Below are 14,015 nucleotides of genomic sequence, written 5' to 3'. Positions count from 1 at the left end.
CATCGGAACCGCTTAGTTCACGCTCTTGTCGACCAGCTTGTTCTTGCCGATCCAGGGCATCATGCCGCGCAGCTTGGCGCCGACTTCCTCGATCTGGTGGCTGTCGTTATTGCGGCGGATGCCCTTGAAGCGGGCAGCGCCGGACCGGTATTCCTGCATCCACTCGGAGGTGAACTTGCCGGTCTGAATGTCCTTCAGGACGCGCTTCATCTCAGCCTTGGTTTCTTCGGTGATGATGCGCGGACCGGTGACGTATTCGCCCCACTCGGCTGTGTTGGAGATCGAATAATTCATGTTGGCGATGCCGCCTTCATAGATCAGGTCGACGATCAGCTTCACTTCGTGCAGGCATTCGAAATAGGCCATCTCAGGCGCATAACCGGCTTCCGTGAGCGTTTCGAAACCGGCGCGGATGAGCTCGACCAGACCGCCGCAGAGAACGACCTGTTCGCCGAAAAGATCGGTTTCGCACTCTTCGCGGAAGTTGGTTTCGATGATCCCCGAACGGCCGCCGCCGACGCCGCAGGCGTAGGAGAGCGCGAGTTCAAGCGCATTGCCGGACGCGTTCTGGTGAACGGCCACGAGGCAGGGAACGCCGCCGCCCTTCTGGTATTCGCCGCGAACCGTGTGGCCCGGGCCCTTCGGCGCGATCATGACGACGTCAACCGAAGCCTTCGGCTCGATCAGGCCGAAGTGAACGTTGAGGCCGTGAGCAAAGGCGATGGCGGCGCCGTCGCGGATGTTCGCAGCGATATCGGCCTTGTAGATGTCGGCCTGCAGTTCGTCGGGCGTCGCCATCATCATCAGGTCGGCCCAGCCGGCAGCTTCGGCAACCGTCATGACCTTGAAGCCATCGGCTTCGGCCTTCTTGACTGTGGGCGAGCCGGCCTTGAGGGCGATAACGAGGTTCTGGGCGCCGCTGTCCTTGAGGTTCAGCGCATGCGCACGGCCCTGCGAGCCGTAGCCGATGATGGCGACCTTCTTGGCCTTGATGAGGTTGAGATCGGCATCACGATCGTAATAGACGCGCATTTGAGTTCCTTCCCTTTGCTTGTCTTGTTGACTGTCAATAAAAACGAAAATCAGCCGAGAACCGGCATCTCCGCCAGAACCTTGTCCGTGCCATGCAGCCGGAGGAAGGCGGTCACCGCCCTCTCCGCCTGGCGTGCGGTATCCTTGAGGCCGGGTTCGCCGAGCAGCATGCGCACATGCAGGTCGGAAACAACAAGGCCGTAAAGCGTATGATAGGCCTCGTCGGCATCGGAAAAGCGAAGCAGCCCTGCCCTCTTTCCGGCATCGATCAGCGCCATGGCGCGGCGGTCGATCTGGCGGCGGCCGCGCTCGAGCAGCAGTTTGCCGAGCTTCGAGCCGTCGCGGTTCGACTGGCCGATCGCCAGCCGGTTCAGCGCCAGCGAAACGTCGCCGGCGAGCACCTCCAGCAGGTCGCGCGCGAAAATGACGACATGGTCGTGCAGGCTCGCCGCCGTCAGCCGCTCACCATTGCGCTCGAAGGTGCGCACCTTGCTCGCCTGGTAGGCGATCATCGCAGACAGCAGCCCGTCCCGATCGCCGAACCATTTGTAGAGGCTTTCCTTCGAGCAATTGGCGGCACGCGCCACACCCGAGGTCGTCAGCGCCTTCTCGCCGCCATCGACAAGCAGCCGCAGCGCCTGCTCCAGAACGGCGTTCTGGCGCGGCGAAAACTCGCTCGGCTCTGCGGTATCGACGGACACGGTCACGACTCCCATATACGTACCGTACGGTACGGTTCGTGAGCTTTATGCGGCAATCCGACCGAGCCGTCAAGCAGGCCCGGCAGATTTTTATACGGGAAAGCTCAGGGAGATACCAGAATGGGATAGGCGCACATCCGTCAGCATCGCATAATCTCACTCCATGCCATTGCCGGGAGCTTTCCATGTCGCGCTTGCCTGCCGCCCTTCTCCTCGCCGGAGCAGTCGTCCTGGGAGCATCACTTCTCAGCGCCGGCGCCTTCGCGCAGTCGGAAAACGAGGTCTACGACAGGATCGAGGAACTGCACGGCAATGCCGAGGCCTTCGACCGGCCGCTGCGTCAGCTCGTCCGGGCCATGCGCTCAGATGATGCCGAATCCATTGCCGGCCTTGCCGAATATCCGCTGACCGTCAAAGCCAACGGCGAGACCTATGATGTCGAGAACGCCGAGGATTTCGTCGAGAATTTCGACGATCTGGTGACGCCGGAGACGCGCCGCGCCGTCGGGCGCCAGCAATATCAGGATCTCTTCGTCAGCAGCGACGGCGTCATGCTCGCAAACGGCGCCGTCTGGATGGGCGCGGTCTGCGAGGATAATGCCTGCGGGGACAGCCATTGGGCGATCATCGCCATCAACAATTAGACGATGCCGAAGATCGGATAGGCGGTCCTGCTGCGACGATGTCAGCCATCGCTGCGAAGCTTACGCGCCAGTGCCTGAAGCTCCTTGAAGGCTTCATAACGCTTGCGGTGGAGATCGGAAATCTCACCTTCACAAGGCTGAAAACGTGTTTCCACCCTAGTGAGCTCGCTCATCGCCGCACCGACATCGGCAAATCGCCGGCCGGCGACGGCGCCGAGGATGGCCGCTCCCAGCAACACCGGCTCTTCGGCCTTCGTGGCCACCACCGGCTTGCCGCTCGCATCGGCGAGCACCTGGCGGACGAAATCGTGCTGGCCGGCGCCGCCGCTGATGACAATGTTTTCGACGGTCACACCCGCCTCGGCCTGCGTTTCGGTGATCTGCCTGAGGCCGTAGCCGATGCCGCAAAGCCCGGCGATGTAGAGGGAGACCAGGCTTTCGACATCCCGCTCCATACCGAGACCGGCGATGATCGCCCGAGCATGCGGATCGGCAAAGGGCGCACGGTTGCCGAGGAATTCGGGAACGACGTGCAGCCCCGCCGCCAGCTTGACGGCATCGGAAGAACGGCCCGCCTTGCCGGCGGCCATGTCGGCAAGCAGGACCGGCAGCGGAACGCCCGCGCTCTTCGCAAGCTCCCTCGCCTCGCCGGCCGCCGGATGGAAGGAGAGGAGATGGTCAATCGCCGCGCCGGCAGCGCTCTGGCCGCCCTCATTCAGCCACAGGCCCGGGACCATTGCCGAATAATAAGGTCCCCAGACACCGGGAACGAAAGACGGTTCTGCCGTCGAGGTCATCGTGCAGGACGAGGTCCCGAAGACATAGGCAAGGTTGGCCTGCGGATCGGCGCCGACAGTTCCGACACCCCCGGCATGGGCATCGATCAACCCGGCAGCGACGGCCGTTCCGGGCGTCAGGCCGAGCTGCTCTGCCGCATTGGCGGTCAGTCCCTCACCGAGCGCCGAACCGGGCTCGACGATAGACTTGCCGATGCGGGCAAAACCTTCCTCCGCCAGCACGCCGAGGCCGATCTGGTGGAAATAGCTGCTGTCCCAACGCTTTTCATGGGCGAGATAGGTCCACTTGCAGGTGACCGTACAGGTCGAACGCGACAGATCGCCGGTCGCCCGCCAGGTCAGGAAATCCGCAAGATCGAAGAATTGCCAGGCGGCATCGAACACCTGAGGACGGTTTTCCTTGAGCCAGAGAAGCTTGGGCGTTTCCATCTCGGGCGAAATGCGGCCGCCGACGTAACGCAGCACCTCATGCCCGAACGCATTGATGCGCTCCGCCTGCGGGACGGCGCGATGGTCCATCCACACGATGATATCTCGGTCCGGATCGTCCGAAGGCCCGACGGGGAGCGGCTTGCCGCCTTCGCCGAGAACGACCAGCGAGCAGGTGGCGTCGAACCCCAAGCCGACCACCGAGGCCGGATCGACGCCGGCTGCGGCAACCGCCTCCCGCACCGCCGCGCACACGGCGCTCCAGATTTCGCGGCTCGATTGCTCGACGATGAAACCCGGTTCATGAAACAGGCTGATATTCCGCTTGGCGGAGGCAAGCATGCTGCCGGCCATATCGAACAGGCCCGCCCGGGCGCTGCCGGTGCCGACATCGACGCCGATCACATATTTGGCGCCGGCTTGCGGGGTATGAGATGTGTCGCTCATGGTCTCTCGTTTCAGATCGCCAGGGATCGGGTTGATTGGCAACTGCGGCCGGTTTTCAAGGTCGTCCAGGGAGGCTGACATTACGCGGTCGCGATGACATGACAAGGAGGGCGAGGCTTGGGCCGGGCCGAGCCTGACCTCTTTTCGGGACGATCGCCGTCACAGCCTCTCGCCGACATTTTCCAGAATGGCGGCGAGCTCATCTGCCCCGGTCGCAATGGCGACCGCTCCGGCAGCGTCCAACACCGCCCGGCGGCCAGGTCTCGGATCGGCCGGGTCAACGAATCCAACCGCTGTCATGCCTGCGGCCACTGCTGCCGCAACGCCATGAGGGCTGTCGTCGATCATGACGCATTTGGCCGGGCGGGCTCGGAAACGCTCGGCGCAATGCAGCAGCAGATCCGGCGCCGGCTTCGGCCGGGGGACGACTTCGGCGCTAAAGACGCCCTCGCCGAAGGCGTTCCACAGATCGAGTTTGCCCAGGCTGTTGCGCAGCCGCTGCATCGTGCTGTTCGATGCGACACATTTCGGCCGGTTGAGATTGTGGACGATGGCGGAGATACCTGGAATGGGCGTCAGCGAGCGCGCGAATTCGTCGAACAGGTGCAGATGCCAGGTCTGAAACAGCGCGGCTATATCGATGATGCCGTAATCGCGCCGGCACATCTCGGCGATGATGCTCTCCGAATTGCCGGTGAATTTGACATGGGCCTCCGCTGCGCTGATTGCGATGCCAGCGCCTTGCAAGGTTTCCGCCAGAGTGCGGCTGGCGATCGGCTCGCTGTCGATTAGCACGCCATCGCAATCGAAGATCACGAGGTCGATATTATCCATGGCCCCGGGCATGCCGGAATAATCGATGCGGCTATTGAGCATGCTCACCCCGCGCTTGCAAGGCGAGGTCCGGCCGGTCGGTGGTGATCTGCCGGATCGCTTTGGCAAGCCAGTATTCGAGATCGCCCACTTCGTTCGGGACCCAGGCGCCGAGACGGTCGAGCGGCACGAGTTGAGTGATCTCATCCCACTGCGCCAGAAGCAGCGACTTTTCGACGGCGATAATATCCGAGCATTGCTTCATCAGGCTGAGACCGCTCGTCAGGCCGAGACGCGCGGCCGACTTGGCATCGAAGGACGACAAGGTGCAAATTCCAGGGGCGGCCTTGCGAATATCGACAAGCACATCAAGATGAAAGCTCGTCAGGATCGAGCGCTCAGGTAGACCAAGCCGCTCGACCGCGGCAAATGCCCTGGTGGCAAGCCCCTCATAAGGCGTTCCATCGGCATGGGTCTTCAGTTCGATATGAAGCTCGAGCGTGGAATCCTTGAAGACGGCAAGCACCTCTTCCAGCGTCGGGATCGTCTCCCCATCGCTCTCCTTGAGCCTGATTTCACGATGTTTTCCGGGGCCGAGATCGGCGACCGACCCTTGCGCATCCGTGGTACGCTCGAGCGTCGGGTCGTGAATAACGAGCATCTCGCCCGAACGCGTCAGGTGGATGTCGAATTCCACGCCGTCAACCGGCATTTGCGCAAGTTTGCGAAAGCCCGAAAGACTGTTTTCGGGCCAGAGATTGCGGCCACCGCGGTGGCCGATAATATGCACCATCGTCTGAATTTCCTTGAGATTCGGCCTGTTATTTTCCGGAGTCCACCAGCCCCTTGGTGAACCAGCGTTGCATGAAGAGGATGACGGCCGCAGGCGGAAGCATGACGAGCAGCGCAGCGCTCATCGCAATGTTCCAGGCAGGGGCGGAGTCCGAGACGGGAACGAGTTGCTTCAAGCCGAGCACCGCGGTTCCCATCTCCTTGTCGGTCGTAAAGAGCAGCGGCCACAAATACTGGTTCCAGCCGTAGAGAAACAGGATGATCGACAGAGCCGCGATGTTGGCGCTCGACAGCGGCAGGAGGATATCCTTGAAAAATTTCAGCGGGCCGGCGCCGTCGAGTTTGGCCGCCTCGCAAAGCTCGTCGGGAACGGTCAGGAAGAACTGCCGGAACAGGAAGGTTGCCGAGGCAGAGGCGATCAGCGGCAGGATCAGGCCGGCATAGCTGTTGACCATGTTCCATTTCAACGAGGCCTCGATGCTGTATCCCGTCAGCTGTTCGACGACACCGGACAGACCGATTATCCCGGCGAGCCACCGAACCGGCCCGGCCGCATCGGCGACTGCTTCATAGGTCGGAATGATCCGGACCTCGACCGGGAGCATCAGCGACACGAAGATCAGCCAGAACGCCGTCATGCGAAACGGGAAGCGGAAATAGGTCACGCCGAATGCGGCGATCAGCGAGATCGCCAGCTTTCCGATGACGATGCCGGCGGTGACGATGATCGAATTCAGGAACAGCTGGGAGAACTCGCCCTGCTGCCAGGCCGCGGCGAGGTTTTCGAAAAAATGCGAACCCGGTGTAACCGGAAACGGCGCCTGCTGAACCTCCTGCAAGGTGAGCGAGCCGGCGACGAAGGCGAAGTAGAGCGGCAGGCAGACGAAGACCGCGCCGATGAGCAAGACCGCATGGCAGAAGATCGAAAGACCGAGATGACGTTCGGGCATGACTACACCTGGTAATTGACCCTGCGCTCGAGGGCGCGGAATTGAACGATGGTGAACAGAATGGCGATCAGCATCAGCAGCACGGACTGAGCGGCCGACGAGCCGAGGTCCAGTTGCACGAAGCCATCCTGATAGACCTTGTAGACCAGGCTATTCGTCGCCCCCGCCGGGCCACCCCGTGTGACCGCGTCGATGATGCCGAAGGTTTCGAACAGCCCGTAGACGAAGTTCATCACCACGAGGAAGAAGATCGTCGGCGAGATCAGGGGAAGCGAAATCGTGAAGAAGCGCCGGACAGGCCTTGCGCCGTCGAGCTTTGCCGCCTCCAGCAGCGAGACGGGCACGGCCAGCAACGCGGCGACGAGGAAGATATAGTCGTAGCAGACATTCTTCCAGACCGAGGCGATGGTGACCAGCAGCTGCGCATCGAACGGACGCCGGTTCGGATCCCATTCGACCCCGAGTCCATGCAGGAACTGCGCAATCGGCCCGACGGCCGGATTGAACAAAAAGGCCCAGATCACCCCTGAGATGACGGGGGCGATCGCATAGGGCAGCAGAATAATGCTCTTATAAATCCCCCTGCCCCTGATCACGAAATCGGTCGCGAAGGCAAACAGGCCGGCAAGCAGAAGCGTCGCGGCGTTCTGGGCGATGGTGAACCACAGCGTGAACAGCGCGCTTCCGCGATATTCCGGACTTGCGAACAGATTGGAGAAATTCTTCAGACCGACGAAAATCTCGGTTCCGCCGAAGGGATCGACCTGAACGAAGGCCAGCGACAACGCCTTGTAGGACGGGATGAAAAAGAAGAATAGGAGGATCAGCAGCTGTGGTGCGACCAGTCCGAAGGCGAGCCAAGGCTTGTTGAAATGAGCCGACTTCAACCCGGCTTCCGAGGGCTGCGCGCTCCTCCGGCCTGTCGACAGAATATCCGGGATGCGAAGGCGCCGGGCGGCGCCCTCCATCTTTCCGAAGGTTCTACTTTGCTGCATGAAGCTGCTCGTACTGGCGAAGAATCTGGTTTCCGCGCGCCGCCGCCGCATCCAGCGCCTGTTGCGGTGTCTTCTGTCCGGTCCACACACCCTGGATCTCTTCCACCAGAAGCGCCATCGACTGATTATGATTGCCGAAGCGGAAGCCGCGCGAATTGTCCGTCGGCGTCCCCCGCGTGAGCTGAAGAATGGTGATCTCGCGGGTCGGATGATCCTTGAAATAGCCCTCGGATTTGGCTTGTTCATAGGCGGCGTTCGTGACCGGGACATAGCCGGTCTGCTTGCTCCACCAGACCTGCGTCTTCGGTGACGCGAGGAAATTCAGGAAGGCGGCAGCACCGGCATATTCTTCCTCCGACTTGCCTTTCAGGACCCAGAGCGCGCCGCCGCCGATGGTGCTGTTCTTCGGCTCGATGCCCTCTTCGTGCGGCAGGAACGTCGCGCTCCAATTGAATTTTGCGCCGCTCTCGACGGCGGCATGGGCCGCGGTGGAAGCGACATAGGTCGAGCAGGTTCCAGACGTAAACAACTGGTCGGGCGCGAGGCCCTGGCCAGCAATCTGCAGGATGCCGGCATCGAGCCACGTCTTGAGGCGTGTCACCTGACCGACGACCAGCGGGCTCTTGTTGAAGATGAACTCGGTATCAAGCCCGCCGAAACCATTCGCCTTGGTGCCGTAAGGCTGGTCCTGGATCGCCGCATAGTTTTCGATCAGGCTCCAGTAGAAGTCGTTTGCGAGTGCCATCTGGCACTTCGAAACCCCCTTCTCCTTGATAGCGCTGAGCTGCTTGTCGAGCTCCTGCCAGGTCTCGCCCGGCCTATCGAAGCCGGCCGCCTTGAAGTGATCGGCATTGTACCAGAAAATCGGCGTCGAGCTGTTGAACGGCATCGCCGCCGGCTTGCCGTCGACGAGATAGAAGCCGGCCACCGGGGCGAGGAAATCGTTCCAGTCGATCTTGTAACCTTCCTTCTCCATCAGCTCCGGCACCGGAATGATGGCGCCGGAATTGTACATGGTCAGGAAGCCCCGCTCGGCCGCCTGGATCAGCACCGGCTGCTGGTGCACGCGGTAGGCGGCCACCATCGCCGCCATGGTCTCCTCGTAATTGCCTTTGCCGATGCCGACGACCTCGTATTTGTCCTGCGAGGCGTTGAAGTCGGCAATCAGCTTGTTGGTGATCTCGGCGAGGCGGCCGCCGGCCGCATTCCACCATTCGATCTTGACGCGATTAGCCGCGCTGGCGTCGCCGGAATTGGCCAATCCGAGCGTCACCAATGCAGCACCTGCCGCGAACGACCGGATCCTCCGCCCCACGCGGACGCCTATTGAAGACTTTGCCGTCATTGTCGTTTTCCTCTCCATTGCCATTGTTCGCCGACCGGCATGTTAAGCGCCGATCAACCCCTCCCAGAGTGGCGATAAAACAAGGTTGGGGTTACTTGTTACAAATGTCAATAGCGTGTTACAAATGTATGACGATGCCAGAGGAGGATGCCATGGCAGCTATTGAACTGATCGATCTCAAGAAGAACTACGGAGCGGTTCCGGCGGTAAAAGGGATCAATCTGACCGTCGCAAACGGCGAGATGATCGTGCTTGTCGGGCCTTCCGGCTGCGGAAAATCGACTTTGCTGCGGATGATTGCCGGCCTCGAAGCCATAAGCTCCGGGCACCTCAGGATATCGGGCAGCGATGTCAGCCATATCGATCCGGCCGACCGCAACATCGCCATGGTGTTCCAGAATTACGCGCTCTATCCACACATGACCGTTCGGCAGAATCTCGAATACGGGCTCAAGAACCGCCGCGTGCCGCGCGACGAGATCGACCGACGGATTGCCAATGCCGCCGGCATCCTGGAAATCGGCGACTTCCTCGAGCGCCGCCCCCGCCAGCTTTCGGGCGGACAGCGCCAACGCGTTGCCATGGGCCGCGCCATCGTCCGCGATCCCGCCGCCTTTCTGTTCGACGAACCCTTATCCAACCTCGATGCGAAGCTGCGCGTGCAAATGCGCGTCGAAATCCGCAGGCTGCAGCGGCAGCTGAAGACCACGAGCCTCTATGTCACGCACGACCAGCTCGAGGCCATGACGCTCGCCGACAGGCTGGTCGTCATGAACGGCGGCCGGATCGAGCAGGTCGGCACACCGATCGAGGTCTATCGTCGCCCCGAGACCGTTTTCGTTGCCGGCTTCATCGGCTCTCCGCCGATGAACCTGATCGATCTCGACGAGTGGGGACCTTGTGACCTCGCGCTACCCAAGAGCACGGATCTTATCGGTATCCGGCCGAGTGCGATCAGCCTCGGCGACGGGTCAACCCAGGATCTCCGGTTCGACGCCAATGTCGAATTGATCGAAACCGTTGGCGACGAGAACAACGTGCATCTGCGCATCGATGGCAGCGACAAGCGCATCGTGGCGAGCGTCCCCACCGATCGGCGTCTGCAGGAAGGCGATCGCATTTCGTGCCATGTAAAAAGGGGCGGTTTGCATCCGTTCAACAGCACGACAGGCCGGCGAACCGATTGAGGAGGAGGAAGCAGAGGACGACTGACCCTTGCGATTGACAAGCGTCAGGGATTTGAGATCCATGGCCATCGAATTGGAGGCGCAGATTATTGCATGTCACAGAACCGAGGTGCTTCTTTCCAGCCCATAGCGCTCCCCGATGAGCAGATGCAGGTGCGCGTGGTCTGGCTCTATTACATGGAGGGACGCACCCAGGGTGAGATTGCAGAAGCGCTTTCGACCAACAGGCTTCGTGTCAACAAGATCATCGCCGAGGCGCGCCGATCGGGCCTGGTGACAATCACCCTCAATTCTCGACTGACCTCCTGCGTCGCCCTGGAGCAGCAGCTGGCGGCGGAGTTCTCGCTCAACCGGGCGATCATCGTGCCGACCCCCGAAGACGAGGAGCTGATCCCCGTTCTGCTCGGCCAGGCGGCGGCCGACTATCTCGTCCAATTGTTGAACGGCGGCGAGATAAGCGGCGTCGGCGTCGGATGGGGAGCGACGCTTCGCGAAATGGTGCGTCATATGCCGTCGCTCAGACGGCCTGATATCTGCGTCAACTCGGTCATGGGGGGGCTGACCCACGGCATCGAAATCAACACCTTCGACATTGCGAGCGATCTTGCCCGCCAGCTGAACGCCGAGTGCTCCTATCTCGCGGCACCGATCTATGCCGGCAGCCCCGAGTCGCGGATGGCAATCATCAGGCAGGATGTCTTCGAGACGGCCTTTCGGCAGATCGAGACCAATGACGTTATCGTGCTCAGCATCGGTGACATGACCGAACGTTCGCTGCTGATGCGTTACGGCTTGCCGAGCAGCATCAACATAGAGGAACTGATCGCAGCCGGCGCCTGTGGTGACGTGCTCGGCCAGTTCGTCGACAAATCCGGGCGCCCGATCGAACACGCGATCAACAGATGCGCAATCGCTCCCGAGCTCGAAGCCCTGCGCGCCATTCCGAATGTCATCTTCGCGTCGGGGGGCCTGAACAAGGCGCAGGCTATTGCCGCCGTGTTGCTGTCCGGCCTGGGGAACGTGCTGATCTGCGACGAAGACACGGCCCGGCAAGCGCGGCAGCTTGCGCTCGATCTCCGGCCAGGCAGCGGTTCATAGAGCCGCAGAGCAGCCGGCGGGCACCGAGGAAGGTTCTGCCGGCATCACCTTGTCGATGGCGTAGAGCTTCGCGAAGCCGGCATCCTCGATCAGCGTCAGCCCCGCTGGCATCAAGGCGCCGACATACCGGTCGGGAATATCGGCATTGGCGACGAGGATGAAATCGAAACGGCTGCGCCAGTCGGAGAGATAAGGCGTGAAGACTTCATACTCCTGCAACATTGCCGGGCACGAAAGCACGCCGATTGAAAACAGATTTCCCTCGGGAACCGCGATTTCAGACCATGGTGTCAGAACCGATAACGGCTGCTTGCCTTCTGCGGTGAAGAGAGTCGGCACGAACGCGTGCGAGAAGGGCACGGCAAGCGTCGGCAGGTGCCAGAAGGTCTCCTCTCTCATGAAAAAATACCGGCTCGAATGGGCAAAGCCGCTCACCGTCCCGAGCTCATGCTCCAGAGGCAGAACGGCCGCGCCGGACGGCACCTTTTTCAGCACTGTCTCGACGGCAGCGACGTCTTTTTGTGCCAGCCACCAGTTCCAGCCGATCCAGCCGGTGCGGCCGAAAACCGCGAGATTGATGACAAGCGCCAGCAACAGCGCCTGCCGTCGCGCGAGATTGGCGAAAGGACACACCATCGTCATGGCGACGAGCGCCGTCATGATCGGAAAGCGCCAACCAATCCATCCGGTGCCGAGCATGTGGCGAGGCGAAACACAGGAGAGCAGCAGCAGTCCGCCGGAGGCCACAGCAAGCCCCGCATGTACGCGGATATCGCCAGCGCGCGCGGCACGCGTGCAGATGAGGATCAGCGGCAGGACCAGCACCACGTCTATAATGGGGATATATGTGGTGATGGCGGAGAGCAAATTCATGACAATCAGGACAACGCCGTCGTTCCAAGCGAGAGCAAGGCCGTTGCCACCGGCATTGGGCAAAGCTGGCGCACGGAGGTAGAGTGCGAACGGTGCCAGGACACAGGCGCCCAACGCCAGCGTCAACCGGCAAGCGAGCCTGACCAGACTCACCTTCGATCGCAATATGTCGAGACGCCAGGAAAATTCGAGGCCGCAGATAATCGCCATATAAAAGCCGAGCGAAAAGATGTGCATCACCGTCAGCAGCAGGGCTGCGGCAAGCCGCCAGGCAAAAAGCAGAACCGGATTTCGGCGCTGCAGCCGCAGGTCGGCGCAGGCGAAGAACAAGGCCATGCCAAGGCCGATCTGAAAGTTGATGAAGCCGCCGATCATCGTGGCGCACCAGCCAAGCGACAGCATGGCGATCTGCCAATAGTACCGGCCGCCGAAAAGCGCGCGGTGCAGACTGATCGCCCCGAGCGGCGGCAACACGATCGCCAGGAAAAGCAAAGCCCGCGCCAGCCTGTCGGCGCCGACCAGCGGCCCTACCGAAGTCGCCAGAAGATCGATCCCGACATTGGTGAAGGTGCGGTTCCAATCGATCGCGTAGATTTCAGGAAACGGCTGCTCGCCGATCCCGCCCGAAAGAAGCCAGATACGGGCGTAGTGATTTGCATAGTCGAGAACCGGCGGAAAGCGGAACAGCACCACCAGGGCCGTGGCAAGCGCGACAAAAGCAATGATCGCAATCGTGGAATCCTGCCTGGCAACCAGTTCTTCGGGCCCGGCTGCCGCGTGAACAGGCGCAGTAATCCGGTCCATCATCCGATCCGGCTGTTCTTTTGCGAGCGCGGCTCGCCGGATGCAAAGGCCGCATCCAGCGCGGAGCGCTTGTCGCCGGCGCTCATCTCCGAGAAAGCCGTCGGCAGTTCGGCCTGATCGCCGCCCCGCAGGATCGTCTCGATCATGAACATCGGCCGCCGCTTGCTCTCCTGCACGAGACGGCCGAGATATTCGCCGATGATACCGATGCAAATCAGTTGGATGGCGCTGAAGGCGCTGACGGCGGCCATGATCGATGACCAGCCGGTGACCGTCTCGTTCTGGAGCCAGCGATCGAAGGTAAAAACGAGCAACGCCATCGCGACTCCGGCGCTGATCATGCCGAGCCATGTGGCGATGCGCAGCGGCGTCGTGGAAAAACTGGTGATCGCATCGAGCGCGAAATTGATCATCTTGCGCAGCGGATATTTCGTCGTGCCGGCAAAACGGGCGTCCCGCTCGTAAGGCAGAGCCACCTGCCTGCCGCCGATCCAGCTGACCATGCCGCGAATGAAACGATCACGCTCCGGCATCGCCAGCAGAATATCGACGACGCGCCGGCGCATCAGCCGGAAATCGCCGGTATCGCGCGGAATGGTCACGGAAGCGAGCCTGGAGAGAGCGCGATAGAAAAGCGAAGCTGAGGCGAGTTTGAACCAGCTTTCGCCCTCGCGGCGCGTGCGTTGGCCGTAGACGACGTCGGCGCCACGTTCCATGATCGGCATCATCATCAAAAGCAGTTCGGGCGGATCCTGAAGATCGGCGTCGATCAGGAGCACACGCTCGCCCCGCGACGCCGACAGCCCCGCCGTCGATGCCAGCTGATGGCCGTGATTGCGCAGGAGACGAACGCCGAGCACCTGCGGCACTCTTGCCGCCAGATCCGAAATGATCTCCCAGGTTCCGTCGGACGAGCCGTCATCGACGAGGATGAGTTCGAAGGCGTCGCCGACAACGCTATGCGCGGCAGCGGCAGCGCGGCGACAAAACTCGCGCAGCCCCTCTTCCTCGTTGTGACAAGGCGCGACGATGGAAAGAGACGGTGCTTGCGTCATGCGGACGGCGGTGCCTGCTTGATTGATAGCGCCAGCCTAGCCGGGAAACGTCA

The 14,015-nt window shown here is 61.6% G+C and carries 13 protein-coding genes; 3 read left to right on the top strand and 10 right to left on the bottom strand.

Features of this window, described 5'->3' with window-relative positions; all coding sequences use genetic code 11:
• Window positions 1-12: 12 nt before the first annotated feature.
• On the bottom strand, window positions 13-1,032 hold the full coding sequence (ilvC, locus tag FFM81_RS07445) for a ketol-acid reductoisomerase (protein ID WP_003564734.1): 1,020 nt from the start codon (window positions 1,030-1,032) through the stop codon (window positions 13-15).
• A 50-nt stretch (window positions 1,033-1,082) separates the two neighbouring features.
• Window positions 1,083-1,748: a TetR/AcrR family transcriptional regulator gene (locus FFM81_RS07440; protein WP_025416571.1), complete on the bottom strand. Its 666-nt coding sequence runs from the start codon at window positions 1,746-1,748 to the stop codon at window positions 1,083-1,085.
• A 170-nt stretch (window positions 1,749-1,918) separates the two neighbouring features.
• Between FFM81_RS07440 and FFM81_RS07435 the strand changes: the two genes are divergently transcribed.
• Window positions 1,919-2,377, top strand: a complete 459-nt coding sequence (locus tag FFM81_RS07435; protein WP_025416572.1) for a hypothetical protein — start codon at window positions 1,919-1,921, stop codon at window positions 2,375-2,377.
• 41 nt (window positions 2,378-2,418) lie between these two features.
• Here FFM81_RS07435 and FFM81_RS07430 read toward each other — a convergent pair whose 3' ends face one another.
• The 6 genes from FFM81_RS07430 to FFM81_RS07405 form a co-directional block, all read right to left on the bottom strand.
• Window positions 2,419-4,050, bottom strand: coding sequence for an FGGY-family carbohydrate kinase (locus FFM81_RS07430; RefSeq protein ID WP_138385747.1), 1,632 nt, complete (start codon window positions 4,048-4,050; stop codon window positions 2,419-2,421).
• Between the two features lie 159 nt (window positions 4,051-4,209).
• On the bottom strand, window positions 4,210-4,926 hold the full coding sequence (locus FFM81_RS07425) for an HAD family hydrolase (protein WP_138385746.1): 717 nt from the start codon (window positions 4,924-4,926) through the stop codon (window positions 4,210-4,212).
• The gene (locus FFM81_RS07420; RefSeq protein WP_025416575.1) at window positions 4,916-5,656 is read right to left on the bottom strand and encodes a glycerophosphodiester phosphodiesterase family protein; all 741 of its coding nucleotides are present in this window, start codon (window positions 5,654-5,656) and stop codon (window positions 4,916-4,918) included. The genes FFM81_RS07425 and FFM81_RS07420 overlap by 11 nt, the downstream gene beginning before the upstream one ends.
• Before the next feature lie 28 nt (window positions 5,657-5,684).
• Window positions 5,685-6,605 (bottom strand): ABC transporter permease subunit, encoded by a 921-nt coding sequence (locus FFM81_RS07415; protein WP_003564746.1) that lies wholly within the window; start codon window positions 6,603-6,605, stop codon window positions 5,685-5,687.
• 2 nt (window positions 6,606-6,607) lie between these two features.
• Entirely contained in the window at window positions 6,608-7,573 is a 966-nt protein-coding gene (locus tag FFM81_RS07410) for an ABC transporter permease subunit (protein ID WP_173883817.1), read from the bottom strand.
• Window positions 7,574-7,586: 13 nt separating this feature from the next.
• Window positions 7,587-8,945, bottom strand: a complete 1,359-nt coding sequence (locus tag FFM81_RS07405; protein ID WP_138385744.1) for an extracellular solute-binding protein — start codon at window positions 8,943-8,945, stop codon at window positions 7,587-7,589.
• Between the two features lie 152 nt (window positions 8,946-9,097).
• Here FFM81_RS07405 and FFM81_RS07400 point away from each other — a divergent pair, with 152 nt between their 5' ends.
• Window positions 9,098-10,132 carry a sn-glycerol-3-phosphate import ATP-binding protein UgpC gene (locus FFM81_RS07400; protein WP_138385743.1) on the top strand — a complete coding sequence of 345 codons (1,035 nt, stop codon included), beginning with the start codon at window positions 9,098-9,100 and terminating at the stop codon, window positions 10,130-10,132.
• A gap of 93 nt (window positions 10,133-10,225) precedes the next feature.
• Entirely contained in the window at window positions 10,226-11,230 is a 1,005-nt protein-coding gene (locus FFM81_RS07395; RefSeq protein WP_138385742.1) for a sugar-binding transcriptional regulator, read from the top strand.
• Here FFM81_RS07395 and FFM81_RS07390 read toward each other — a convergent pair.
• Both FFM81_RS07390 and FFM81_RS07385 read right to left on the bottom strand, forming a co-directional pair.
• Entirely contained in the window at window positions 11,225-12,907 is a 1,683-nt protein-coding gene (locus FFM81_RS07390; RefSeq protein ID WP_138385741.1) for a hypothetical protein, read from the bottom strand. The genes FFM81_RS07395 and FFM81_RS07390 overlap by 6 nt on opposite strands.
• A complete protein-coding gene (locus FFM81_RS07385; RefSeq protein ID WP_138385740.1) occupies window positions 12,907-13,962 on the bottom strand; it encodes a glycosyltransferase family 2 protein in 1,056 nt (351 codons plus the stop codon). Before FFM81_RS07385 ends, FFM81_RS07390 begins: the two co-directional genes overlap by 1 nt.
• Window positions 13,963-14,015 lie beyond the last annotated feature (53 nt).

Source organism: Rhizobium hidalgonense (assembly GCF_005862185.2).
GTDB classification, from domain to species: domain Bacteria; phylum Pseudomonadota; class Alphaproteobacteria; order Rhizobiales; family Rhizobiaceae; genus Rhizobium; species Rhizobium hidalgonense.
Note: the sequence above shows the minus strand (reverse complement) of the source record. Positions and strands in the feature narration are given on the sequence as shown.

Excerpts from the sequence above, each read along its gene's own strand:
- FFM81_RS07435 (WP_025416572.1), top strand. The coding sequence starts at position 1,919 with ATGTCGCGCTTGCCTGCCGCCCTTCTCCTCGCCGGAGCAGTCGTCCTG.
- FFM81_RS07420 (WP_025416575.1), bottom strand. The coding sequence starts at position 5,656 with ATGGTGCATATTATCGGCCACCGCGGTGGCCGCAATCTCTGGCCCGAA.
- FFM81_RS07405 (WP_138385744.1), bottom strand. The coding sequence starts at position 8,945 with ATGACGGCAAAGTCTTCAATAGGCGTCCGCGTGGGGCGGAGGATCCGG.
- FFM81_RS07440 (WP_025416571.1), bottom strand. The coding sequence starts at position 1,748 with ATGGGAGTCGTGACCGTGTCCGTCGATACCGCAGAGCCGAGCGAGTTT.
- FFM81_RS07390 (WP_138385741.1), bottom strand. The coding sequence starts at position 12,907 with ATGGACCGGATTACTGCGCCTGTTCACGCGGCAGCCGGGCCCGAAGAA.
- FFM81_RS07395 (WP_138385742.1), top strand. The coding sequence starts at position 10,226 with ATGTCACAGAACCGAGGTGCTTCTTTCCAGCCCATAGCGCTCCCCGAT.
- FFM81_RS07385 (WP_138385740.1), bottom strand. The coding sequence starts at position 13,962 with ATGACGCAAGCACCGTCTCTTTCCATCGTCGCGCCTTGTCACAACGAG.
- FFM81_RS07410 (WP_173883817.1), bottom strand. The coding sequence starts at position 7,573 with ATGGAGGGCGCCGCCCGGCGCCTTCGCATCCCGGATATTCTGTCGACA.
- FFM81_RS07430 (WP_138385747.1), bottom strand. The coding sequence starts at position 4,050 with ATGAGCGACACATCTCATACCCCGCAAGCCGGCGCCAAATATGTGATC.
- ilvC (WP_003564734.1), bottom strand. The coding sequence starts at position 1,032 with ATGCGCGTCTATTACGATCGTGATGCCGATCTCAACCTCATCAAGGCC.
- FFM81_RS07400 (WP_138385743.1), top strand. The coding sequence starts at position 9,098 with ATGGCAGCTATTGAACTGATCGATCTCAAGAAGAACTACGGAGCGGTT.
- FFM81_RS07415 (WP_003564746.1), bottom strand. The coding sequence starts at position 6,605 with ATGCCCGAACGTCATCTCGGTCTTTCGATCTTCTGCCATGCGGTCTTG.
- FFM81_RS07425 (WP_138385746.1), bottom strand. The coding sequence starts at position 4,926 with ATGCTCAATAGCCGCATCGATTATTCCGGCATGCCCGGGGCCATGGAT.